The organism is Novosphingobium sp. SG707 (genome assembly GCF_012275515.1).
In the GTDB taxonomy this organism is placed as follows: Bacteria; Pseudomonadota; Alphaproteobacteria; order Sphingomonadales; family Sphingomonadaceae; genus Novosphingobium.
The window spans coordinates 121,049-145,102 of sequence record NZ_JAAZQL010000009.1 but is presented as its reverse complement, the minus strand read 5'-3'; the positions used below and the strand labels follow the sequence as shown (position 1 = coordinate 145,102).

The following is a 24,054-nucleotide window of genomic DNA, read 5'->3' as shown; positions in this document are numbered from 1 at the left end:
TTATGCATGCAGATTTGACACAATGGATCCGCCCCGAATCTTCTCTGTCGGGCAAGGCCTGGCGCTGGCGCGGGGGCAATATGGACATGGCGCAGACCGCCTCGGGCGGGCTCAGCGATGACATCATCACCCAACTGCTTCTCGCCCGCGGCGTTGCGCGTGAGGATCTGCCCCGTCACCGCGCGCCCACACTTCGCGCCTTTCTACCCGATCCGTCCGAATTCCGCGATATGGAACTGGCCGCCCGGCGCATGGCCGACGCCATCGAACGGCGTGAGGCGATCACCATATACGGCGATTATGACGTGGATGGGGCAACCAGCGCGGCTTTGCTGATCCGGCTGATCCGGATGCTGGGCCATGACGCGCGCCATTACATCCCCGACCGCCTGCTCGAAGGCTATGGCCCCACCGGCGAGGCGCTGGTGCGTCTGGGGGCCGAGGGTGCGCAACTGATCGTGACGGTCGATTGCGGGGCCATGGCGCATGAAGCGCTGGCCATGGCGGCGCAGGCGGGCGTGGAGGTGATCGTGGTCGATCACCACAAATGCAGCGCCGAATTGCCGCAGGCGCTGGCACTGGTAAACCCCAACCGGTTGGATGAAAGCGACATTGGGGCGGCGCATGGCCATCTGGCGGCGGTCGGCGTGGCCTTTTTGCTGGGCGTGGCGCTGGTGCGGGTGCTGCGCGGGCGGGGATGGTTTGCCGGGCGGGCGGAGCCGGATCTGTTTGCGCTGCTCGATCTGGTGGCGCTGGGCACGGTGGCCGATGTGGCCGCGCTGCATGGGCTGAACCGGGCGCTGGTGGCGCAGGGGTTGAAGGTGATGGCGCGACGCGAGAATATCGGCATGGCCGCGCTGATCGATGCAAGCCGGTTGAACCGCGCGCCTACGGCCACCGATCTCGGCTTTGCGCTGGGGCCGCGGGTGAATGCGGGCGGCCGCGTGGGCGAGGCAACGCTCGGCGTGCGCCTGCTGACCACGCAGGACGCCGAGGAGGCGCGCGAGATCGCCGCCCAGCTCTCGCGGTTGAACGAAGAGCGCCGCGCCATTGAAATGGCCGTGCAGGAGGCCGCCGAGGCGCAGGTGGAGCGGCAGGGCAACCGCAGCGTGGTCGTGGTATCGGGCAAGGGATGGCATCCCGGCGTGATCGGCATCGTGGCGGGGCGGATCAAGGAAAAGACCGGCAAGCCCACGCTGGTGATCGCGCTGGACGATGATGGCGTGGGCAAAGGTTCGGGCCGCTCGATTTCGGGCGTCGATCTGGGCGCGGCGATCATTGGTGCGCGCGAACTGGGCTATCTGGTGGCGGGCGGCGGCCATGCGATGGCGGCGGGCCTGACCGTGGCGCAGGACCGGCTGGAGGATTTTGCGCAGTGGCTGGACGACCGTCTGGCGGGCGATGTCGGGCGGGCGCAGGGGGCGCAATCGCTGCTGCTCGATCTGGCCGTGGCGCCGCGCGGGCTGCAGCCCGAACTGGTCGAATTGCTGGAGAGCGCGGGCCCCTATGGCATGGGATGGCCGGGGCCGCGCGTGGCGGTGGGGCCGGTGCGCGTGGTCAAGGCCGATGTGGTGGGTGCGGACCACCTGCGCATGATCGTGCGGGGCGAAGATGGCGCCAGTTTCAAGGCGATGGCCTTTCGCGCGGCCCAGACCGAAATGGGCCAGACGCTGATCCATGGCGATCATGGGCGCAAGCTGTGGCTGGCCGGGCGGGCACGAATCGACGATTGGGGACCGCGTCGGGCCGCCGAATTGCATGTCGATGATGCGGCATGGGCCGGTTAACAATCAAAGCGCTGATATTTCAAGATTTATGATAATTTTTGCGTTTTTTCCGATAGTAACGCGTTTTGTGACTTGACCAACCGGCCCCCTCTCCATAAATGCGCGGCCTCACCAAGGCGCAAGCCGAGGTTGGCCCCTTCGTCTAGCGGTTAGGACGCGGCCCTTTCACGGCTGAAACACGAGTTCGATTCTCGTAGGGGTCACCATTGCATAGCTTACCTTGGTTTCAAGGTCGGCCCCTTCGTCTAGCGGTTAGGACGCGGCCCTTTCACGGCTGAAACACGAGTTCGATTCTCGTAGGGGTCACCATTACATAGCCTGCCTTGGCTTCAAGGATGGCCCCTTCGTCTAGCGGTTAGGACGCGGCCCTTTCACGGCTGAAACACGAGTTCGATTCTCGTAGGGGTCACCACTTGTAAATCAGAGCCATCGGCCCCTTCGTCTAGCGGTCAGGACGCGGCCCTCTCACGGCTGAAACACGAGTTCGATTCTCGTAGGGGTCACCATTCTCTCCATCCATGCAGCACCTGCGCAGCCCGCGCCAAGGTACCCTTGCGAGGTCAGGCCGGGCGCATCCTGCGATGATGGGAAGAGCATAAAGCTCTCCCCATAGCTATCGGTCACAGCCGGAAACGCACCCCGCCCGTTACGCTTTCGCGCTTGCCCGCAACGCCCAGTTCGCCCGTGGCGTTAAGGAAAAAGCTGGCGCCCGGCGTCAGCCTGTATTCGACGCCCGCCGCCATGGTGACATCCAGCCGGTTGCGCCCCACGCCCAGCGCCGTCAGACCGGGCGTATAGCCCGCCAGCCCCGCCGTGGCATCGGCCTGGCCGCCCTCGGCCCGATAGCGCGCGCCCAGCGTCAGGAAGCGCCGCCAAGGCCCGGCCGCATCAGGTGCGGTTTCGAAACTCAGCCCCGCATCGACAAAGCCCTGCACCATCCTCGCCGCGTTTACAGACAGGGCAAAGGGATGAGGGCTGACCTCATCAATCGCGCCGCGCTTGGTAATGACCCATGTCGTGCCGATCTGCGGGCGGACGACCCATCCCCCGCCCAGAGGCACCGCATGGCTGATCGAGGCGTCGAAAGACCAGCTTGGCAGCAAATAGCTGCTCATGATCGTCCCGGCGCCGGGCACATAACGGCGGGTCTTGGCCAAGGCCCTGTCGTAATTGGCCGAAAGGGTGAGCCGGGTGATTTCGCCAAAGCGCGCCGCCACACCGCCGATCACCCCGCGCGCCTTGGTTGAAGCGCCCAGCATCGCGACCGACTGATCCTGATCCATCCAGCCCATATAGACCGAAGCGGCATAATTGCCCCCGGCAACGCCCAGTCCGCCCAGCACGCCAAAGCCATTGGTCGTGGCCGAGCTCACACCTTGCGCCTGATTGCCGGAGAACTGGCGCAGGCTGCCCAGCATCTGGCCAAAGCCGAAGAGATGCGGCGTCCCGTTCACCTCGCCCTCACCCATGGAGCGCGAGGCCGCCGCCTGCGACAGGGCGGTTTCTGCGCCGATCTGCATGGCGTCGGCATAAGGTTCGGGCGTCAATTGCGCAAAGGCCGAGGCGATCGGCGCGGCATTGCCGTCCTGAAGCGCCGAAAGCGCCGGGAACAGGGCCGCCGGAGCGCTGTTCGCAGCCATGGCATTGTTGACATAGGCAATCGTATTGCGGACCTGCGGCGTATAATTGGCCGGATTGGCAAATTGCACCAACAGCCCCATATCGCCATTGGCCAGTTTGCGAACCGCCCCGGTGATGCCCGTCACCGTGTCATAGGTTCCTGTAACACCCCCGCTCGCGCTGATCAGGTTGAGCGTTGTGCCCACCTTCACCGGGGCAGAGGCGGCGATCTGCAAAGTGCTGCCCGGCAGGATCGTCAGCCTGCCGTTGACGATCAGCTTGTCCGAAACCGTGGGCGTAATTTCGAACAGCGAAGTCGATCCCCCGTTCAGCGTCACATTGCCGTTCACTGTCATGGTGCCGGGCGAAGCGCCGGGGCTCAGCGTGCCGTTGACCACGACATTGCCGTTGACCGCGCCCGCCGAACCGAAAGTGGCGTTGCCCCCCACAGTAAAGCTGTCCGCATTCATCACCGATCCGGCCAGCCCCACCAGCCGCCCGCCCGTCATCATCACGCTGCCAAAGGTGCCGATGCCCGAGACCGTGGCAAAGCCGCCCGTCTGGGTCATCGAGGCAATGTTGCTCACCGAGGCGAAGGCGACGGGGGCCGCCTGCGAACCGCCATTGACCGAGAGCGTGTTGATGCCCGCGCCGCCATTGATGCTGCCGGAAAACGCGCCGTTCATGGCGATGGCGTCATTGCCCGCCCCGGTGGCCAGGCTGCCCCGGATCATGCCGGTGTTGACCACCGACATGTCCCCGCCATTAAGAATGATGTCGCCCGTGATCGTGCCGCTGTTGGCAAGGCTGAACCGCTGTTGGTCCAAAAGCGAAATCAGCATGGCATTGTTGGTGATCACCTGAATGAAGGCGTTTGTGACAGGGTCGAACCCGTTGCTGTATCGCACATAGCCGTTGATCGTGCCCGAATTGTTGATCGCAAGGGTGGAGCCCGCCGCGCCGGTCATCGAAAGGTCGATCCCGCCAATGATTGTGCCGCTGTTGGCGATGATGCTGTTGCCCACGGTCATGCCGCGCAAAAACACGGATGAGGCGCCGCCGGAATTGAGAATGGCGCCGCTGTTGCTGAATGAGAAACCGTTGTTCGTAAACAGGGTGAGGTTGCTCTCCGCCCGATAGACCGTGCCGATAGTGGCCGAATTGTCGAAGGCGGAGGTCAGCAGGAACAGGCGGCCCACATCAGCCCGATTGGAGAAGCTGCCGAGAAATCCGTCCAGAGCGCGCGGAAAAGTCGGCGCAGAAAAGTTGAACGAGGAAACCATGCCGGTCGTGGCCAACTGATTGATGATCGCGCCGTCGCCGCCGACATAGATAGTGTCCGTATAGCCCGACGGCCCGGTGATCGTGACCTGCGAGGAAGCGCCTGAGGCCAGTGTGAATTCGTTGGTGAAGCCGGGAAGCAGCGCGCCGCCCAGCGACACCGTGGCCGTCCCGCTGCGCTGATGGCCGATCCAGTTGACGCCTGCCCCGCCGTTGATCGTGCCCGTCACGCCGAAACCCGATCCGGTCTCCACCAGATAGTCATCGGCGTTGCCAAAGTTCAGATTGCCGTTGATCGTGCCGCCCTTGGCAACATAAAATCCGGGCATGTTGTAAAAGCTGGACGCCCAGTAGTTCAGATTGACGTTGCCGTTGATCGTGCCCGAATTGATGATCGTGCCCCCCGCGGTGCGGATCGCATCGCCGAAGCCGGTGATCGTACCGCCCGCCAGATTGGTCAGCATGTAATATGGGCTGTAACTGCTGTCGTTGGTGATGGCCGCGCTTGCGGTGCTGGTCAACGTGCCGCTGTTGGTGATGGAGGCGGTGGTGTTGACGGTATTGGTGCCGATGACGACCGCCGAATTGCCTGCGGTGATGGTCCCGTTGTTCGTAAGTGTGGAGGCGCGCACCCCATAGCCGACATTCGAGGTGATCGTGCCGTTATTGGTCACGCCGCCGCCCGTATACACCGCCGCTATTATGGTGGCGCTGTTGTTGAGATCGGTGAAACTGATCTTGCCATTGTTGATGACATTGCTCGATTGCAGGAAAACAGACCCATATCCGGGCCAGTACGGACTGTTTTGCAGCGTCATCGAGAGCGCGCCATTATTCGTTATGGTCAGCGCCGTCGGAAGGGTGGTCATGCCGGGCTGCATGACGGCGGCCTCCTGTATCGCCACCGCGTTGGTGGCGGCAATCGTGCCGTTGAGCACCACATTGCCCTGCCCCGCCAGATTGACCGTGGAGCCGAAGGCGCCGTTCGTGTTCAGCGTCAGCGCCGCGCCGCCTGCGACCTGATAGCCAAGGCTGGTGAAACCACTTCGCATGGCCAGCGTCGCGCTTTCATTGCCGGTCACGTCATAGCGCAGCACCGAATTGGACGCGCTGACCGTGCCGTTGATCCCGGCATAGCCACTGGTACCGCTGCCCGAAATGGTGGTGATCAGCGCATCTCCCGAACCCAGCGTGAGGTTGCCGTAGAGCATGCCGCCCGTCTTGGCCCAATATTTGTTGTAGGAGCCGTAATAGGACGGCGCAGGCGAGAGAAGATTGACATTGCCGTTGATCGTGCCCGCATTGGCCACCGACACCAGAGCGGAGGTGGAAAGACTGGATATCGCGGCGGTGGAGCCCATGATCAGGCCGCCCTCACGATTGTCGATGAACGAATTCATATCGAGCAGCACACCGGTCGCGCCGCTGATCGTCCCGGTGTTGACCAGCGAAGAGGCAAAGAGACTGGCCCCGACCGTGGCGCCGGTGATGGCGCCGCTGTTGGTGTTGTTGGTATTGGGGGTACCGTTGGTTTCGGTCAGCACCAGCCCCGTTCCGCCCAGCGAGAGGATCGCGCCGGTGTTGCTCAGGCTCTTGGCGTTCTGGTCATAGACGCCGGTGCCGTTGGCTATGATCGTGCCATCGTTGACGAAAGAGGCCAGGCTGGAGCCCTGCGCGCCGATCTGGATCGTGCCGAACAGCGTTGCCTTGTTCACCAGCGAACCCGCGCCATTGATGCCAAGACCATTATAGGCGGTAAAGCCCTGCCCCAGGGTGACCGTTGCGCCCGAAGCCACATTGGCATTCATCACGAAAAAATTCGTGGGCAGCGTCAGAGCATTCGACAGTTCGGCATTTTTCAGGAAATTAACCTGCAGCAAGTTCGTGCCGGCGCCGCCGTCCAGCGTGCCGTTGATCCCGGTCACCAATGCGCCATTCACGTAATTGGCGACCACCGTATCGTCCGCGGGGCCCAATAGGACATTGCCGTTGATCGTGCCGGCCGAGGAGTCCAGCATCGCGCCGTCCATGCCCAATGTGGTCACGATATTGCCGTTGATCGTGCCGGTGTTCGACAGCGTCAATTTGCCCGAGACCGAGATCGCATCGGCACCGGGCAAAGCATTGATGGTGCCCAGGAAATAATTGTTGATCGACACATTGGAGCCGATGATGCCCATTCCACCGCCGGTATTGGTGATGAGCCCCAGGTTGTTCAACGCCAGGGAGGAGCCGTTGGCAATGGTGGCCGCGCCCTTGCTGGCGATGGTTGCGCCGGCATCGTTTTCTATGGTCAGATAGTTGCCGGAGTAAATCGCGCCGCCCGCGCCGTCATTGGCGATCACGTGCGAATTGATGATCGTGTTGCTCAAAGAGGCGGACTGCGCGGAGGCGATGCTGATCGTGGCGGCGTTGCTGGCGGAATGGATGATGGAATTATTGGAGATCAGATAATTGCTGTCGACGTTGCCCTGGCTGATCGCGGAGAGGCTGCCGCCTTCGATTGTGCCGCTGTTATGGATCTGGCCGAAACGGGCCGCAATGGCGCCGATCGTCCCGGTGCCGGTGTTGATGATTGAATCGAGCCTCGCATAATTGCCGCTGGTGGAAATGGCCACGCCGCTCGTGCCGCTGATAGTCCCTTCGTTGTAAACCATTACTCTGGTGGGGGAATAGATCGAATAGGGTCCGGGGCTCTGCGTCAGGGCAATGCCGGTGGTGCCCGAAACGATGCCTGTCGGGGCGACGCTGATCGAGGCATAGGTGCCGCTGAAATCGTAGGTGCTGACCAAGGTCGTGCCCGAGGTCACGGCAATGCCCGGCGCGCCATAGGCGGTCACGATGCCGTTCACGGTAATGACGGCATTGCGTGAATAGTACCCATTGGGCGAGGGGATCGCCACGGTAATGGCCGAGGCGCCCGTATTCGTCACCGTGGCATCGCTGACCACGGTCAGCGGGGCATAGTAGGCGGTGAGGGTTACGCCATTGGTGGTGGTGCCGGTGCAGGTGATATCCGTGAGCTGCGGGTTCGGACTGGGCGAACATTCCGCCCACGCCCGAACCGGGGCGCCCACGGCCAGAGCGGCAAGGCTGATACGCGCGACGAAAAGCGCCGCTCGATACGAGCGACGGCCATTACTGTTCTGGATCACCAGTTGCCCCTGTCTTTGCTGTGCGGGACTATGGTATTATGCGTATAGAATAGAGTCATTACAAATTGTTCAAAAATTAATATTTTTTATAAACCGCAAACATCCAGCCTACGCGCCCGCCGCCTGCCTGACCATTGCCGTAGATTTTATGGCCATCTTCTTTCCTGCTGCCACGGCCGCCTTTGCCCGAGGCGATGACCGGCCTTCACCCGCGCCGAGCCTGCGCAACAGGGCAAAATGCCGGGGCAGCGCCGCCTTGCGAACAATGAGGCGTCAGGCGCAGAGAGCCGCGCCCATGGACACCGCCATCCCATCCCGCCCCTGTGCCGAGAGAATTTGCCACCGGCTTGATGTTTCGCGCTATTCTTGCGCTCAATGCTTGGCGGTTTCATAAAACTGTCATACGCCTTCCCCATGCGCTGATGGCGAGCGTCTGGCCTGATGCAGGCGCCAAGGAATGGACGATCCGAGCAATGCGCGACAGCAAGCTACCCTGGCCTGCCATCATCCTCGAATTCCTGACGCTTTTGCTGCTCTATCTGGATGGAGCGGGCTTGCTGATGGTGACTCTGACCGGGGCGTTCTGGACCTTTTCACTGCTGGCTGTGTGGTGGTGGTGCAGCGATCAGGCCGAACCGGACGCCCCGCGCGAAATCGAGGGCAATGCCCGCCAGCAACAGCTTGAACAGGGCCATATGGTGCGGCGCGCGCTGATTTCGGCGCTGGAGGGCACGGGCGCGCCGATGATGCTGGTGGACCGGGCGCGAATCATCGACGCCAATGCGGCTGCCCGTTCGGCTCTGGGCGAACATATTCTGGGGCAGGACCCGCGCATTGCGCTGCGCCATCCCGATGCGATCCGCCTTCTGGACAGCGCCGATGATGAAACCGCCACTGCCAGCATCCGAGGCCTGACCCGCAGCGGCAGCCTGTGGCAATTGACGCGCCGCCCGGTCTATCCCGGCCTGTGGGTGATCGAGGCGCGCGACCGCACCGCCGAGGCCGATATCAGCCGCGCCCACACCGATTTCGTCGCCAATGCCAGCCATGAATTGCGCACCCCCCTCTCCTCGGTCATCGGCTATGTCGAAACGATCAGCGAGAGCGTAGGCAAGATGGATGGCGCGGTGATGCAGCGCTTTCTGGGCACGGTATTGCGTGAGGCGCGGCGGATGCAGGCGCTGCTCAATGATCTCATGTCCCTATCGCAGCTTGAGGCGGAAAAGCATGATGCGCCAACCTCGCAGATTGATCTGACGCCGCTGGCCGCGCGGGTGGTGGGCGAATTTGCGCCGCCGCCGGGCAATCCGGCCCGCGTCGAATTCGTCAAGCCCGATGAGCCGTTCGAGGTCGCCGGCGATGTGAAGCAGATCGAGCAGGTCCTACGCAATCTGATCGACAATGCGTTGAAATATGGCGACGCGGATCAACCGGTGACGGTCGCGCTGACCCATGCGCCGCGCGGCATGGCCGAATTTCTGGTCACAGACCGGGGCGCGGGCATCTCGGCTGACCATCTGCCACATCTGACCCGGCGTTTCTATCGCACCGATCCGGGCCGCAGCCGGGCGGCGGGCGGCACCGGGCTTGGTCTTGCGATTGTCAAACATGTGGTCGAACGCCATCGCGGCAAGCTGGACATTACCAGCAAGGTGGGCGTGGGCACCAAGGTTTCCGTGCGCCTGCCGCTGATCCCGGCCAAAGAGCAAAAAGTCACAAGTTCGTCATAGTCCTGTCATGAAAGCGATGCATGGCGCTTTCAAGGCTGGTTGGAACGGACATGGATGTTGCCTTTTGTGACATGTATGTGACGATCATTCCATCACAGCTTGAACAGGGAATTGCGTCCAGTGGCAGAACATACGGTCAAAGCCTTTGACGAGGAAATCACCACGCTGCGTGGGCTGATCGCCGAAATGGGCGGTCTGGCCGAACTGGCGATTGGCGAAGCCGTCGAAGCGCTGACGAAGCGCTCGCAGGAACTGGCCGCGCAGGTGATCGAGCGCGACAAGAAGATCGACCGGCTTGAGGCCGAGGTTGATCGGCTTGCCGTCAAGATCATCGCCCTGCGCGCGCCCATGGCCGACGATCTGCGCGAGGTGCTGGCCGCCCTGAAGATCGCGGGTATTCTCGAACGCATCGGCGATTATGCCAAGAACATCGCCAAGCGCGTGTCGCGGATCGAGGGGCGGCTGAATTCCGAGCCCCAGACGCTGATCCCCGCGATGGCCGAAATCGCGGGCGAGATGGTGCATGATGTGCTGACCGCCTTTGCCGCGCGCGATCCTGCGCTGGCGGTGGACGTGATCGAGCGCGATGCGCGGGTCGACGCCTTTTATGACAGCATTTTCCGCAACATGGTCTCGTTCATGATGGAGAATCCCTCCACCATCACCTCGGCCGCGCATCTGCTGTTCATCGCGCGCAACATTGAGCGGATTGGCGATCACGCCACCAATATTGCCGAACAGGTCTATTACGCGGCCACCGCCGAATATGTGGTCGACCGGCTGGAACGGCCGGAAAACTGAACGTTAACAGGGGGCACCCATGAAACAACCCCGGCTCTTGCTGGTAGAAGATGATCCGGCGCTGGCGGAACTGCTGGAATTCCGTTTTCAGGCCGAGGGCTATACGGTCCTGTCCACGCCCGATGGCGACGAGGCGCTGTTGCTGGCCGCCGAGGAGGCGCCCGATCTGGTCCTGCTCGACTGGATGATCGAGGGCACCAGCGGAATCGAGGTCTGCCGCCGCCTGCGCCGCGACAAGGCCACCGCCCATGTGCCCATCATCATGCTGACCGCGCGCGGGGCCGAGGACGATATGATCCGCGGCCTTGAAACCGGGGCCGATGATTACATCACCAAGCCCTTCAGCCCCCGCGAGCTGATCGCGCGTGTTTCGGCCATCATGCGCCGCATCCGCCCGGCGCTGGCGGGTGAACAGATCACCGTGGGCGACCTGACGCTGGACGCCACCGCGCATAAGGTGACGCGCAAGGGCACGATTCTCGCGCTGGGGCCGACCGAGTTCCGCCTGCTCAAATTCTTCATGGAACATCCCGGCCGTGTCTTCTCGCGCGGGCAATTGCTCGACGCGGTGTGGGGCACGGACAGCGATATTGAATTGCGCACCGTGGACGTCCACATCCGCCGCCTGCGCAAGGGTATCGAATTGGAAGGCGCGGTGGACCCGGTCCGCACGGTGCGTTCGGCAGGTTACGCTCTCGAAGCGGTCTGAACCCCGCCAAACCCTGAATCAAAAAGGGCGGCTCCAAAAGGGCCGCCCTTTTTTATATCATGCGCCCGGCATCGGCGGCACCGGCAGATCCGGCGCATCGCTGTCGTCCTCATGCACTTCAACCAGCCCGCGGCCGACATGGCTGCGGCTGCGGCTGTAGAAGTAATAGACGAAGAGCCCGACCACGCCCCAGCCAAGGAACAGGCTGATCGTGGCCTTCGACAGGCTGATGAAGAGATAGATGCAGCCCGCGATCGAGATGGGCGCCACGATGTTGACGCCCGGCGTGCGGAACGGACGATGACGATTGGGATCGGTCCGGCGCAGCACCATCACCGCCACCGACACCGCGCCAAAGGCGAACAGGGTGCCCGAATTCGACACGTCGGCCAGCAGGCCCACCGGGAAGAAAGCGGCAAACAGCGCCACGAACACACCCGTCAGCACGGTGATGACATGGGGCGTATGGAACTTGGGATGAACCTTGGAGAAGAATTCGGGCAGCAACCCGTCGCGGCTCATCACAAAGAAGATGCGGGTCTGGCCGAACATCATCATCAGGATCACCGAGGGCAGCGCCAGAATGGCCGCTGCGCCCACCAGCCAGCCGACGAAGGGATGGCCCACCTGGCGCAGCGTCCAAGCCAAGGCCTCCTTGGAGCAGACCACGGCGTTTTCATTGAGCGCCTTGCAGGCGTCCGACAGCGCGGCCGTACCGGGCGAGAGCACTTCGCCATGCGCGCCGAAAACGGGCTGTGCGCCCACGGTGCCGATCACGCCTGCGGCCACCAGCATGTAGAAGATGGTGCAGATGGCAAGGCTGCCGATCAGGCCGATCGGCATGTTGCGCTGGGGGTTCTTGGTTTCCTCGGCCGCGGTCGAAACCGCGTCAAAGCCGACATAGGCAAAGAAGATCGAGGCGGCGGCCCCCGAAATACCGGTAAAGCCAAGCGGAGCAAAAGGCTTGAAATTGCCCGATTTGATAACCGGCAGCGTCAGCGCGATAAACATGGAAAGGGCAACGATCTTGATCGCCACCAGCGCGGCATTCACCGTCGCGCTCTCCTTGGTGCCCAGCACCAGCAGCCCGGTGATGATCGCCGCGATCAGCATCGCGGGAAGATTGATGATACCCCCGTCGAATGGTCCCCGCACCAGTTCGAGGGGGACCGTAATATGGAAGGTATTTTGCACAAAGCCGATCATATAGCCCGACCAGCCGACCGACACGGCACCCGCCGCAATGGCATATTCCAGAATGAGCGCCCAGCCCACCATCCATGCCACCAGTTCGCCCATCACCGCATAGGAATAGGTGTAGGCAGAGCCCGACACCGGCACCATGCTGGACATTTCGGCATAGCACAGAGCGGCCACGGCGCAGACAAAACCGGCGATAATGAAGCTGAGCATCATGCCCGGCCCCGCCTTTTGCGCGGCCTCGGCCGTCAGAACGAAAATACCCGTCCCGATCACCGCGCCCACGCCCAGCATGGTCAATTGAAAGGCGCCCAGAGAGCGATGAAGTGATTTTTTCTCAGCCGTGGCCAATATGGCATCCAACGGCTTGACGCGACCGAACATGCAGTTCCCCTGAACGCAATAAGCAATGGGCAAGAAAATTAACGGATCGCGCAACATTCGCAAGGGCGGATTATGCGTAGTCCACCGGTGGATTATCCATCTTGCCTTGTCGCGGCGCCAGAGTCACGCATTGATGGCGCGTACCGATGGCGCTTTACCCCATGCCCCGCGCCGGGCTAGAAGCGCCCTTATGTCTACGACCTTTCAGATCGATACGGCCACCAGCCGCGCCAACCCCACCCCCACGCCGATGCGCCGGCTGACCATTCCGGCCATCCGACAGCGCAAGAAGGACGGCGTGACCGCAGAGCCTGTGGTGATGCTGACCGCCTATACCGCGCGTCAGGCGCAATTGCTGGACGCGCATTGCGACCTGCTGCTGGTGGGCGATTCGCTGGGTCAGGTGATCTATGGCCTGCCCTCGTCGCTGCCCGTCACGCTGGACATGATGGTGGCCCATGGCGCCGCAGTGGTGCGCGGCAGTTGGCATTCCGCTGTCATCGTCGACCTGCCCTTCGGCACCTATGAAGCCTCGCCCCAGCAGGCATTTGAAACCGCCGCGCGGGTTTTGCGCGAAACGGGATGCGCGGGGGTAAAGCTGGAAGGCGGCGCGGCGATGGCTGAAACCGTGGCCTTTCTCTCTCAGCGCGGCATTCCGGTGATGGGCCATATCGGCCTGACGCCGCAGGCGGTGAACCAGTTGGGCGGCTATGGCGCACGCGGGCGCAGCGAGGCCGAGGCGGAAAAGATCCTGGGCGATGCGCGCGCTCTGGACAAGGCCGGGGCCTTTGGCATCGTCGTGGAAGGCGTGGTCGAACCTTTGGCCGTGGCGATCACCAAGGCGGTGGCCTGCCCCACCATCGGCATCGGCGGCTCGGCGCAATGCGACGGACAGGTACTGGTCACCGAGGACATGCTGGGCATGTTCGAGCGCGTGCCGCGTTTCGTCAAACGCTATGCCGATGTCGCGGGCCTGATTTCACAGGCCGCCGCCGACTATGCCGCCGAGGTGCGCGGCCGCAGCTTCCCCGGCATCGAACAGACCTATCAGCCCAAAGCCTGACCCGGCGGAGTATTTTTCAAGTGACGCAATTTTTGAGGCATTTCGGCGGCTCGCTGATTTTTTCCGCCGTCTGTCTGGCGCTGGCCGCCGCCTATGGCTGGCATGATACGGGGTCGATTTCGGCCGTGGGCGGGATGATCTGGATCGTCCTCGTTCTGGCCGTGCTGGAAGTGTCGCTGTCCTTTGACAATGCGGTGGTCAATGCCGCCGTGCTGAAGGATATGGATGCGATCTGGTGCAAACGCTTCCTCACATGGGGCATGCTGTTTGCGGTGTTTGGCACGCGCGTGGCCTTTCCGTTGCTGATCGTGGGCTTTACCGCCGGGCTGGGTCCGGTCGAGGCGATGCATCTTTCGCTCAATGAACCGGCGCAATATGAGGCAATCATGCGCCATGCCCATATCCCGATTGCGGGCTTTGGCGGGGCGTTTCTGGCGATGGTGGGCCTCGGCTTCTTCATCGACCCGGACAAGGAAACACACTGGCTGCGCTGGGTCGAGGTGCGGCTGAAGCTGGTCGGCTCGATCAAAGCGGGCGAGGTTGCGCTGTTGCTGCTCGCGCTGGTGCTGATCGGGCGCTGGCTGCCGGGGGAAGAGGCCTATACCCTGCTGGTGTCGGGCGTGTTCGGCATTGTGACGTTCATCGCGGTCGAGGCGCTGGGCCATTTCCTGGAAAGCCGCGAGGCGGCGCGCGCGCTGGCGGGCACGGCGGTGCGTTCGGGGCTTGGCGGATTCCTCTATCTCAACGTGCTGGATTCCTCCTTCAGCCTTGATGGCGTGATCGGCGCTTTTGCCCTGTCGAACAATATGGTCATCATTGCTCTGGGCCTGTCGATCGGCGCGATCTTTGTGCGTTCATTGACCGTGCTGCTGGTCGAACAGGGCACGCTGTCGGAATATGCCTTCCTTGAGCATGGCGCCTTCTGGGCGATCATTGCGCTGGCGGCGATCATGCTGGGTTCGGCGCTGATGGAAATCCCCGAAACGGTGACGGGTCTGATCGGCGCGGTACTGATCGGGGCGGCGCTGTGGGCCTCTGTGCGGGAAAATCGGCGCGAGGCGGCGTAAGGCGGCACGGGGTGCCAGTGTGGTTCGTTTGCCACAATGAACGGCTATTCATAAAAATGCCATATACGCCCCATTGAAGCCCCGGCCTTTCTGTGCAAATCGGGCGTTGGAAGAAAAAAAGGGAGGGGAAGGGCGGCTTTCGAGCCGCCCTTTTTCATTTCAGCACGATGGGCGCATTTTTGAAAATTGTACTTATTGGTACATCGGACTTGATAGCGCTATCAGTGCTGCAAGTCATATTGCTTGAGCAAATCGTAAAGCGTCGGGCGGCTGATCCCCAGCAGCTTGGCGGTTGAGGAAATATTGCCCTCGCTGCGCGCCAGTGCCTGACGGATCACCCGCCGGTCGGTAATCTCCCGCGCGGATTTCAGGTTGAGCGGCAGGTCCTCCTCACCCCCCGGCGCGTCCAGATCAAGGTCGCCCGCATGGACCAGCTTGCCATCGGCCATAATGACCGCGCGCTTCACCCGGTTTTCCAGTTCGCGCACATTGCCCGGCCATCCCCACGCATCCATCGCGGCCAGCGCATCGGGGGCAAAGCCCTTGACCGCCGGGTTCATCTCTTTGGCAAAACGCGCAAGGAAAGCCCGCGCTAGCAGCGCCGCATCGCCCGGCCGCTCGGCCAGCGAGGGGATTTTGACCACGATTTCGGCCAGCCGATACCACAGATCCTCGCGGAAACGGCCATCGGCGATCATCGCCTCAAGGTTCTGATGGGTGGCGCAGACGATGCGCGTATCGACCGCAATCGAACGCCGCCCGCCGATCCGCTCGATCACCCGCTCCTGCAGGAAACGCAGCAATTTGACCTGCAGCGCGAAGGGAATATCGCCTACCTCGTCAAGAAACAGCGTGCCGCCATGGGCCTGCTCGATCTTGCCCTCGGTGGTTTTGACCGCGCCGGTAAACGCGCCCTTTTCATGGCCGAAGAGTTCCGATTCCAGCAGGTTTTCCGGAATCGCCGCGCAATTGATCGCGACAAAAGCCCCTGCCCGCCCGCTGGCCTCGTGCAATCCGCGCGCCAGCAATTCCTTGCCCGTCCCGCTGGCGCCCAGCAGCATGACCGAAACATTGGTGCCCGCCACCCGCTCTATCGTGCGCGCCACGCGCAGCATTTCGGGCGCGGCGGTGATCATCGTGCCCAACACGCGATTGTCCTTGCCCGCCCGCACGGCCAAGGCGCGGTTCTCCGCCTCCAGGCGGTGGAGCCGATAGGCGCGGGCCGCGATCAGCGCCATTTCATCGAAATCCATCGGCTTCTGATAGAAATCATAGGCCCCGCGCTCGATGGCCTGCAAGGCGCTTTCGCGCGCGCCATGCCCGCTGGCCACGATCACCTTGGTGTCGGGCTTCAAGCCCATGATCTCGTCCAGCAAGGCAAAGCCCTCGCTGGTGCCGTCCGGATCGGGCGGCAGGCCAAGGTCGAGCGTGACGACCGCCGGCTCCTCGCTGCGCAGCGCGGCCATGGCGCTGGCGCGATCCCCGGCCACGATCACCTCGAAATCCTCATAGGCCCATTTGAGCTGAGCCTGGAGCCCCGGATCATCCTCGATCACGAGCAGTTTGGGCCGCGTCTCGCTCATTTCAGGCAACCTTTTGATCATTATCCATGGTCTTCAGAATTTCCGCCGCGCTGGCCAAAGGCAGGCGGACGATAAAGCGCGTGCCGATCCCCTCGCGGCTTTCCACATCCAACCGCCCGTGCATCGCGCGCACCAGTTCGCGCGCCTCATAGGCGCCAATGCCAAAGCCGCCCGGTTTGGAGGAATCGAAAGGCTTGAACAGGCGGTTGCGGACAAATTCAGGGGCCATGCCGTGCCCTGAATCGACAATCTCGATCCGCCCATACAGGCCATCGCCCGCAATCGAGACAAAGACCGGCATGTCGGGCGCGCTGGCGTCCACCGCATTCTGGATCAGATGGGTCAGCACCTGCTCGATACTGTGGCTCTGGCCCGCGATGGTGCAGGCGTCACGCTCGATCACCTGAACATTGTGTCGCACGCGGAAGGTTTCGGCCAATTGCCGCGCCAGTGCGCCCACCTCGACCGGCTCGGCCTTGTCCCCCGCGCTGGTGCCATAGCGGGAAAGGCGGGCGACCAGATGGTTGAGCTTGTCGGCCGAATTGCGCAAAGTCACCAGCATGTCGGCCCGGAAATCGGGGTTTTCGGCATGACGTTCAGCATTGCGGGCCAAGAGGGAAAGCTGGCTCGACAGGTTCTTGATGTCATGCATGACAAAGGCGATACGGCGGTGGAATTCATCAAAGCGCGCCGCCTCGGCCAGCGCCTGCTGCCCCTGATGCTCGGCCAGATAGGTGCCGATCTGTTGGGCCACCACGCGCAGCAGGTCAAAGTCTTCCCAGTCCAGCTTGCGGTCCTGGGGCGGGCGGGCAAGGATCACCGCCCCCACCAGCCGACCGTTGTGCTGCAGGGGCACCACGGCCCATGCGCGGCTTTCCTCGCGCAGCCATTCGGGGATGGCAATATCGGCGCCTCCATTGGCGCGCACCGTGTCCAGATCGACGATATGGTCGCTGGCGGCCAGAAAATGCGCGGCGGCCAGACCCAATGCCTGCGCGGGAACATCGACGGTCGGCCATTGCCAGCGCGCGGCCAGCACCATCTCGCCGGTGTCATCAGGCGTCAGCAACAGGCCCGCCGGGCTGTCGGTAATATCGGCCATCGCCTGCACGGCGCGCTGGTGCAGCGGGGCGGCGTCGCGCCCCTGCCCGCCGATTGTGCGCGCAAAGCGCAGCCATTCCTCACGATATTCATAGCGGTGCTTGAAGAAATGCTTGGTGAACATCACCCGCATCCACCCGCGCATCCGCCGCGAGGGCAGCAACAGCGCGGCGGCCGAAATCGCCGCGATCAGGAAACTGAACTGCCACCACCGGCCAAGCTCGCCCCCCGCGCTGGCCAGCCAGCGCGCAATCGCGATCATACCCACGAAATAGAGGCCGATCACGATCAGCGAGATCGACTGGAACGTCACCGTGCGCGAAGGCTTCAACCGCAGGGTCTCGCGCCCCTTGGCCGCGCCCAGCGCCAGAATGCCCGCAAAGCCGATATCCAGCAGCCCATGCAGCGAGGCCAGCTCGACAGGCCAATGTTTGGCCAGATAGGCCACCGTATAGAGGTTGAGTTCAAACACCCACACCGCCGCCAGCGCCAGCGCAGGCCAGCGCAGCATTTGTCGCCCGGTGCTGGACGCGCTGGCATAGAGATTGTGCACCAGCACCAGCGAGCCCACCACGCCCAGCATCGCCAGCATGATGTTCAACTGATAAAGCTCGACCTCGTTGAGCAGCGCCGGATTGATGCGATGCTCGATGAACTGCACCGTGGGCACCAGAATATCGACAAGGCACAAGGCGGCCACCACCGGCCCCACCTCGGTCAGGCTGGTATGGCGCCCGTCGCTGGCGAACATCGCATAGATGGCCCACAGATAGGACAGGTTGCGCAGGCCCAGCAGCCCTTGGGCCACCAGGCTGAGTTCACCCTCGACCACCACGGCAAGGCACCACAGCGCCGTCATGGCCAGCGCGACGACAATCGCCTTGCCCGCCCCGCTGTAGCGCTCGCGCTGGCCCCAGATGCTGACGGCCACGGTGATTGCGGCGCACGCGCCCGCCACATGCGCGGTGCTGGCCACCCAGTCCCACAGGCCGGGACCAGCCGACATCCTAGCGTGCCCCCTCGTGCCAGAGCACCACGCGCAGCGTTTGCAGGATGATCAGGATGTCGAGGAAAGGCGTGTAATTCTTCACGTAATACAGGTCATATTCCAGCTTGTTGCGCGAATCCTCAAGGCTGGCGCCATAGGGATAATTGACCTGCGCCCAGCCGGTGATGCCGGGCTTTACCATATGGCGCTCGGCATAATAGGAGAGCTTGTCCTCAAGGTCGGAGACGAATTCGGGCCGTTCCGGGCGCGGGCCGACAAAGCTCATCTCGCCTTTCAGCACGCTCCAAGTCTGGGGCAGTTCGTCGATGCGCACCTTGCGGATGAAATTGCCGATGCGGGTGACGCGCGGATCGTTCTTGGCGGCAAATTGCGCGCCGTTGGCCTCGGCATCCAGCCGCATCGAGCGCAGCTTGATAACGTCAAAGCTCTGGCCATACAGGCCCACGCGGCGTTGGCGGAAGAAGGCGGGGCCCTTGCTGTCCAGCTTCACAAGAATGGCGAACAGCACGATCACCGGCGCCGTCATGGTCAGCAGGAGCAGGCTGACGATCACATCGAATATCCGCTTGGCGGCGCTGGAAAAGGCCCGGCCCGAGGAAAAACCGTCCGAGAAGATGAACCAGCTGGGGTTGACCGTATCAAGATCGACGCGGCCCGTCTCGCGTTCCATAAAGCTGGAGAAGTCATTAACATGAACGCCTGCCGTCTTGATGCGCAGCAGGTCTTTCAGAGGCAGCGCGTTGCGGCGCTCTTCCAGCGCCAGCACCACCTCGGACACGCCAAGGTTTTCGACATGGCGCTTCAGATTGTGGATCGCCGTGCGCGGGATCGCTTCCTCGACAATCGGGGCCGCCTCGCTCATGCCGACATAGCCGACGATGACAAAGCCGCTCTCGGCCCGCTCGCCAAGCTCGCGCAGGCGCTGCGCCCGGTGGCCCGCGCCCAGCACCAGCACCCGGCGCCGAAACGCCGCCGTGCCCAGAATGCCGCCCACGATCAGCCGATTCATCACCAGCAGCGCAATCGCCCCCAGCATCGCGTAGAACAGGGTGGAACGCCAAAAAATTTGGCTGGTAAACAAAGAGTTGAACAGGGCCAGCGCGATCACGCCCAGCGACACCGCCACCAGCAGCCGCGCCGAGGCGAAACGCACCGAGCGCAAGGCATCGGCGCCGTAGACCCCCACCGCGATCATCGCCATCTGCATCACCAGCGCAAAGGCAATCAGCGGTTGCAGGCGCGTTTCAAAACTTTCCGAGGGCATACCCAACTGGTCCGCCCGCAAGCGCCAGGCAAAGTCGCCCGAAATCATCAGCAGAACCAGATCGATCAATCCAAGCAGGATCACCGAATGGGGGATGTAATGTTTGAAAAGACGAATCATCGGCCTGCTCAAGTTTGGCGCCGGCCATCAGGCAGGCTTTGAGCAAGACTTAGGGATGAGACGTAAAATGTCGGTAAATTTGACAAAGCACCGGGCCGATCGACCCGGCATTTCGCCGGTATCAAACTAGAACTCGCTCCAGTCTTCGCCCGATGGCGCGGGGGCCAGCGCCAGATTGCCCGCAATCGGCATGACATTGCGCTGGGGCACGCTGCTCAGGCGGCGGGCGGCGGCCTTGTCCTTGGACTGGGCGCGCGCGTCTCTGTCGCGGGTGCGGAATGTGCGCACCATGGCCGAAAGCTGCTCGGCCTCATGCGCCAGATCGCGGGTGGCTGCGGTGGTCTGTTCGACCATGGCAGCGTTCTTCTGGGTCACGCGGTCCAGTTCGCTGACGGCATTGTTGACCTGATGGATGTTCTGCGCCTGCAATTCGGCGCTGGTGGCGATGTCGGTGATGACCTCGTTGATCTCGCCCACCCGGCCCAGAATATGGCGCAGCAGATCGCCCGTCTCGCGCACAAGAGCGACGCCGCCCGAAACCTGATCGGCCGAATCATGGATCAATCCGCCAATGTTGCGCGCCGCATCCGCGCTGCGCTGGGCCAGCGCGCGCACCTCATTGGCGACCACGGCAAAGCCCTTGCCCGCCTCGCCCGCGCGCGCGGCCTCAACACCAGCGTTGAGCGCCAGTAGGTTGGTCTGAAACGCAATCCCGTCGATCACGCCCACGATCTTGCCGATTTCCGTGGCCGAACTTTCCAGCGCCGCCATCGCGTCGATCGCCCGCGTCACCACGCCCGCGCCCTCGTCGGCCTGCGTACAGGTTTCGGCAATCGCGCGCTGCACCTCGGTGGCACGGGTGGCGGTTTCCTGCACCCCGTCAGTCACCTGGCTCATGGCGGCGGCGGTTTCTTCCAACGTCGCGGCCTGCTGGGTGTTGCGCTGGGCCATATCGTCGCTGGCGCTGCGGATGTCCTGAATGGATTCCATCACGCTGGCCGCGCCCACCCGCACCGACCCGATTGCCTTGGCCAGCGAGATCAGCGCCTGATTGAAATTGACGCGCAACTGTTCGTAATCGGCGGGAAAGGCCGTCTCGATGCGAAATTCCAGATCCTGCGCGGCCAGCCGGTCCAGGCCCTCGCTCAACGCGCGCACCACCTTGTGCTGCTGCTCATCGGCCACCTGCTTGGCCACGGCGGTTTCGCGGAACACGGCGGCGGCCGCATACATCTGGGCCACCTCGTCGCCATTGTCCTCGCCCTCCAGCGCGACATCGTAATTGCCCGAAGCCATGGCGTTCAGACATTGCGCCAGATGCGACACCGGCTCCACCACCGCGCGCGAGACGAACAGCCCCGCCCACAGCAAGGTGCCCGCGCCCACCACGATGGTGATCAGCGTGGTGATCACGGCAGCCATGATCAGCCCGTCCACGCCCCCCGCCGTGCCCGCTGCTGCGCTGAGCGCCTGATTGGCGGCATAGAGCCGGTAATGCAGAAAGGTCGCCGCCGACACCTGCACCACGCTGACCGCGGCCAGCGCGCCAAGGCAGAACACCAGTTTCTGTCGGATGCCTGGGGTTGAACTGTTCCCGAAAAGCACGCGCGCGACCTCTCATCCTGTTTTGATCCAATTCCGGCTCTTAACGCGCCTGCCGCCAAATCAGACCTTATGCGGTATCCGGCAAATCTACCTATGCCCGTGCGCGCTTGTGCATCTGCGCTCTTGCATCCGCGAAAGGATTGGCCAAAGGAAGGCGCGTGTTAGCCAGACTTCCCCGCCCCGCCGCGATCCTGTTCGCTTTGCTGATGCTTGCCGTGACGGCATGGTGCTTTTCGGTCACGCCCCCGCCGATCAAGACGGCGAAGAAGGGCGGCTATACCGACGGACGCCTCTATCACGATATCGCCGCGCAGGTGGCACAGGGGAAACCCTATCATCAGGCGGCGGCCGAACTGCACCGGGCGCATCGCTATCCGCTCAAACCCTTTTTCACCATGCGCCCGCCCACGGAAATGGAAATCTCCGCCGTCATCGGCTGGAAGGGTTTTCAGAAATTGTGCATCGTGATGCTGGTGGCCGGGATCTTTACATGGGCCATCGCGCATGAGGGGCGGCTGACGGGGGCGGAACGGTTTCTGGCCGGGGCGGCGGTCGCCGTGGGGGGCACGGCGGTATCCTCGGACTGGCTGATGGCGTTGCAGGAATATCCGGCGGGATTGTGCATTGCGGTGGCCTTTGCCGGTGTGATCGGCTGGCCCCGGCAATGGTGGTATGTGGTGCCGGTGCTGGGCGCGGGTCTGTTCATCCGCGAACTGGCGCTGCCTTTTGCACTGCTTGCCGCTGTCTATGCAGGCTGGAACCGGCGCTGGGTCGAGGTGGGCGCGTGGGCGGCGCTGATCGCGGCATGGGGCGTGTTCATGGCCCTTCATGCACAACTGGCCATGGCGCAATGGCGCCCCGGCGATATCCAGTCGCAGGGCTGGCACGCCATGCAAGGCTTTTCGGGCTTTCTGAAGGCGGTGATCTATACCACGCCGCTGCAACGCCTGCCTTTGCACTGGGCGCTGTTTGGCGCGGCGCTGCCGCTGGCGGGCTGGCTGGCGCTGGGCGGGCGCGAGGGGATCTTCGCCAATCTGCTCGTCTGGGGTTATGCGGTGATGATCGCGATGTTCTCGCGGCCCGACACGTTCTATTGGGGCGCGATCATGAACCCGTGGTATCTGGTCGGCTATGCCCTGCTGCCGCGCGCCATGGTTCAGCTCTATTGGGCGATGCGCGGACAACGGCGGGCCGAGGTCGCGCCCCTGCCCGCCGGGGCATGATTATCCTGCCGGACTGATCGTGCCGGTATAGGATCCAAGGATCTTCAAAACCGCCGCCCATGCATCGACATTCTGCTGCAACTGCGCCGGGTCGATCTTGTCCAGCGTATCGTCAGGCGTATGGTGCCAGTCGAAATAGCGGGTCATATCCTGATTGAGGTCAATCACCGCCGTCTTCTGCTTTTCAGCAATATAGCCCACATCCTCGCCGCCCTCGGGCGTGCCATCGCCGGTATAGATGCCCATTTTCGCCAGTTCGGCCCCGATCCGCTCGGCCAGAGGTTTGTCCTGCGGGGCCATGCGGAACAGGAAGCGGAATACTCGGTCGGCCCCGGTGTCCGATTCCATCACCAGCGCATGGGGCTCATTGGCATGGGCCTTGGCATAGGCCTGACCGCCAAAGCCACCCATTTCCTCAGTCCCGGCCCACAGGACGCGGATCGTGCGCGCCAATTGGCCCGACCGCGCGGCCTCCAGCGCGGCGGCGGTGATGATGCCGCAGCCCGAGGCGTCGTCAATCGCCCCCTGCCCCAGATCCCAACTGTCGAGATGGCAGGCAACGAGGATCGGCGCCAGTTTGGGGTCGCGCCCCGGCAATTCGGCGATCACATTGCCCGACATCACCTGCCCCGTAAAACGCGGGGTCAAGGTGACGCTGGCGGTCAAAGGTCGCCCCTTGGCCGCCAGCCGCGCGATCAGATCGGCATCGGGGTTGGACACCGCGCCCGAGGGCAGCGGCTCGCCCTGCGGCGGGATGCGGGTCACACCGGTATGCGGGCTGCGCGTATGATCGGTGCCGATCGAGCGGATCAGCAGAGCCGAAGCGCCCTTGGCCGCCGCGATGGTCGGCCCCTGCCGCCGCGCCTCGCCAAAGGGGCCATAGCCGCCGCCGTCCTGCGCCGCTTTCATCGCATGATCAACAAAGGCGATCTTGCCCCGCAAAGACCCTTCCGGCGCCAGTTTGAGCGCATCGAGCGTGGGGAAATAGATCAGTTCGCCCGTGATCCCCTGCGCCGGGGTCGCGCCGGAATAGCCCAGCGCCGTCACCGCCAGTTTCTGCGGCACGGGCGCGGTGATCGCGGCCTTTTCCTCGCCGCGCACCCATCCGGCAATCGGAAAGGGTTCGGAGCGCACATTGGCAAAGCCCAGCGATTTCAGCCGAGCCACTGCCCAATCGCGCGCGGCAGCCTCGCGGTCAGTGCCGCCAAGGCGCTGCCCCACATCGGTGGTCAGGTCGGTTATGATGGAAAGGGCATCGGATAAATGGGCATCGCCCCCTGCCGCGCAGGCAGGAGAAGCCATCAATCCGGCTGATAAGGCCAACAGGCTGTAGAATTTTCGCATGGGGCCAG

At 63.1% G+C, this 24,054-nt stretch carries 14 protein-coding genes and 4 tRNA genes; 11 read left to right on the top strand and 7 right to left on the bottom strand.

The window, feature by feature from the left end; all coding sequences use genetic code 11:
* Window positions 1–80 precede the first annotated feature (80 nt).
* The 5 genes from recJ (at window position 81) to FHW92_RS21140 (ending at window position 2,293) form a co-directional block, all read left to right on the top strand.
* Window positions 81–1,787, top strand: a complete 1,707-nt coding sequence (recJ, locus tag FHW92_RS21160) for a single-stranded-DNA-specific exonuclease RecJ (RefSeq protein WP_246870340.1) — start codon at window positions 81–83, stop codon at window positions 1,785–1,787.
* Window positions 1,788–1,918: 131 nt separating this feature from the next.
* Window positions 1,919–1,993, top strand: a tRNA-Glu gene (locus FHW92_RS21155).
* A gap of 28 nt (window positions 1,994–2,021) precedes the next feature.
* Window positions 2,022–2,096, top strand: a tRNA-Glu gene (locus FHW92_RS21150).
* Between the two features lie 28 nt (window positions 2,097–2,124).
* Window positions 2,125–2,199, top strand: a tRNA-Glu gene (locus FHW92_RS21145).
* Between the two features lie 19 nt (window positions 2,200–2,218).
* Window positions 2,219–2,293: transfer RNA gene (locus tag FHW92_RS21140), tRNA-Glu, on the top strand.
* A 114-nt stretch (window positions 2,294–2,407) separates the two neighbouring features.
* Here FHW92_RS21140 and FHW92_RS21135 read toward each other — a convergent pair.
* Entirely contained in the window at window positions 2,408–7,843 is a 5,436-nt protein-coding gene (locus tag FHW92_RS21135) for an autotransporter outer membrane beta-barrel domain-containing protein (RefSeq protein WP_168605260.1), read from the bottom strand.
* Between the two features lie 422 nt (window positions 7,844–8,265).
* Here FHW92_RS21135 and FHW92_RS21130 point away from each other — a divergent pair, with 422 nt between their 5' ends.
* The 3 genes from FHW92_RS21130 to phoB all read left to right on the top strand — a co-directional run bounded on the left by FHW92_RS21130 (window position 8,266) and on the right by phoB (window position 11,083).
* The gene (locus FHW92_RS21130) at window positions 8,266–9,573 is read left to right on the top strand and encodes an ATP-binding protein (RefSeq protein WP_168605259.1); all 1,308 of its coding nucleotides are present in this window, start codon (window positions 8,266–8,268) and stop codon (window positions 9,571–9,573) included.
* 120 nt (window positions 9,574–9,693) lie between these two features.
* A complete protein-coding gene (gene phoU, locus FHW92_RS21125; protein WP_168605258.1) occupies window positions 9,694–10,374 on the top strand; it encodes a phosphate signaling complex protein PhoU in 681 nt (226 codons plus the stop codon).
* A gap of 19 nt (window positions 10,375–10,393) precedes the next feature.
* Window positions 10,394–11,083, top strand: coding sequence for a phosphate regulon transcriptional regulator PhoB (phoB, locus tag FHW92_RS21120; protein WP_168605257.1), 690 nt, complete (start codon window positions 10,394–10,396; stop codon window positions 11,081–11,083).
* 57 nt (window positions 11,084–11,140) lie between these two features.
* Here phoB and FHW92_RS21115 read toward each other — a convergent pair whose 3' ends face one another.
* Window positions 11,141–12,667: an amino acid permease gene (locus FHW92_RS21115; protein ID WP_168605256.1), complete on the bottom strand. Its 1,527-nt coding sequence runs from the start codon at window positions 12,665–12,667 to the stop codon at window positions 11,141–11,143.
* A 190-nt stretch (window positions 12,668–12,857) separates the two neighbouring features.
* Between FHW92_RS21115 and panB the strand changes: the two genes are divergently transcribed.
* Together panB and FHW92_RS21105 are read left to right on the top strand one after the other, a co-directional pair.
* Window positions 12,858–13,730, top strand: coding sequence for a 3-methyl-2-oxobutanoate hydroxymethyltransferase (gene panB / locus FHW92_RS21110; RefSeq protein ID WP_168605255.1), 873 nt, complete (start codon window positions 12,858–12,860; stop codon window positions 13,728–13,730).
* Between the two features lie 20 nt (window positions 13,731–13,750).
* Window positions 13,751–14,797, top strand: coding sequence for a DUF475 domain-containing protein (locus FHW92_RS21105; protein WP_168605254.1), 1,047 nt, complete (start codon window positions 13,751–13,753; stop codon window positions 14,795–14,797).
* Between the two features lie 221 nt (window positions 14,798–15,018).
* On the opposite strand, the gene prsR is transcribed toward FHW92_RS21105, so the two are convergent.
* The 4 genes from prsR to FHW92_RS26275 form a co-directional block, all read right to left on the bottom strand.
* Window positions 15,019–16,380, bottom strand: coding sequence for a PEP-CTERM-box response regulator transcription factor (prsR, locus tag FHW92_RS21100; RefSeq protein ID WP_168605253.1), 1,362 nt, complete (start codon window positions 16,378–16,380; stop codon window positions 15,019–15,021).
* A gap of 1 nt (window position 16,381) precedes the next feature.
* Entirely contained in the window at window positions 16,382–18,487 is a 2,106-nt protein-coding gene (gene prsK / locus FHW92_RS21095) for an XrtA/PEP-CTERM system histidine kinase PrsK (protein ID WP_168605252.1), read from the bottom strand.
* A gap of 1 nt (window position 18,488) precedes the next feature.
* Window positions 18,489–19,874, bottom strand: a complete 1,386-nt coding sequence (locus tag FHW92_RS21090) for a TIGR03013 family XrtA/PEP-CTERM system glycosyltransferase (protein WP_168605251.1) — start codon at window positions 19,872–19,874, stop codon at window positions 18,489–18,491.
* Window positions 19,875–20,000: 126 nt separating this feature from the next.
* The gene (locus FHW92_RS26275) at window positions 20,001–21,479 is read right to left on the bottom strand and encodes a methyl-accepting chemotaxis protein (RefSeq protein ID WP_168605250.1); all 1,479 of its coding nucleotides are present in this window, start codon (window positions 21,477–21,479) and stop codon (window positions 20,001–20,003) included.
* Between the two features lie 158 nt (window positions 21,480–21,637).
* Between FHW92_RS26275 and FHW92_RS21080 the strand changes: the two genes are divergently transcribed.
* Complete coding sequence (locus tag FHW92_RS21080; protein ID WP_168605249.1) at window positions 21,638–22,702, top strand: hypothetical protein; 1,065 nt, start codon at window positions 21,638–21,640, stop codon at window positions 22,700–22,702.
* On the opposite strand, the gene FHW92_RS21075 is transcribed toward FHW92_RS21080, so the two are convergent.
* Window positions 22,703–24,046 carry a M28 family peptidase gene (locus FHW92_RS21075; RefSeq protein WP_168605248.1) on the bottom strand — a complete coding sequence of 448 codons (1,344 nt, stop codon included), beginning with the start codon at window positions 24,044–24,046 and terminating at the stop codon, window positions 22,703–22,705.
* Between the last annotated feature and the right edge of the window lie 8 nt (window positions 24,047–24,054).

Coding starts and splice junctions, on each gene's coding strand:
- FHW92_RS21075 (WP_168605248.1), bottom strand. CDS start 24,046: ATGCGAAAATTCTACAGCCTGTTGGCCTTATCAGCCGGATTGATGGCT.
- recJ (WP_246870340.1), top strand. CDS start 81: ATGGACATGGCGCAGACCGCCTCGGGCGGGCTCAGCGATGACATCATC.
- phoB (WP_168605257.1), top strand. CDS start 10,394: ATGAAACAACCCCGGCTCTTGCTGGTAGAAGATGATCCGGCGCTGGCG.
- panB (WP_168605255.1), top strand. CDS start 12,858: ATGTCTACGACCTTTCAGATCGATACGGCCACCAGCCGCGCCAACCCC.
- prsR (WP_168605253.1), bottom strand. CDS start 16,380: ATGAGCGAGACGCGGCCCAAACTGCTCGTGATCGAGGATGATCCGGGG.
- FHW92_RS21115 (WP_168605256.1), bottom strand. CDS start 12,667: ATGTTCGGTCGCGTCAAGCCGTTGGATGCCATATTGGCCACGGCTGAG.
- FHW92_RS21130 (WP_168605259.1), top strand. CDS start 8,266: ATGGCGAGCGTCTGGCCTGATGCAGGCGCCAAGGAATGGACGATCCGA.
- prsK (WP_168605252.1), bottom strand. CDS start 18,487: ATGTCGGCTGGTCCCGGCCTGTGGGACTGGGTGGCCAGCACCGCGCAT.
- FHW92_RS21090 (WP_168605251.1), bottom strand. CDS start 19,874: ATGATTCGTCTTTTCAAACATTACATCCCCCATTCGGTGATCCTGCTT.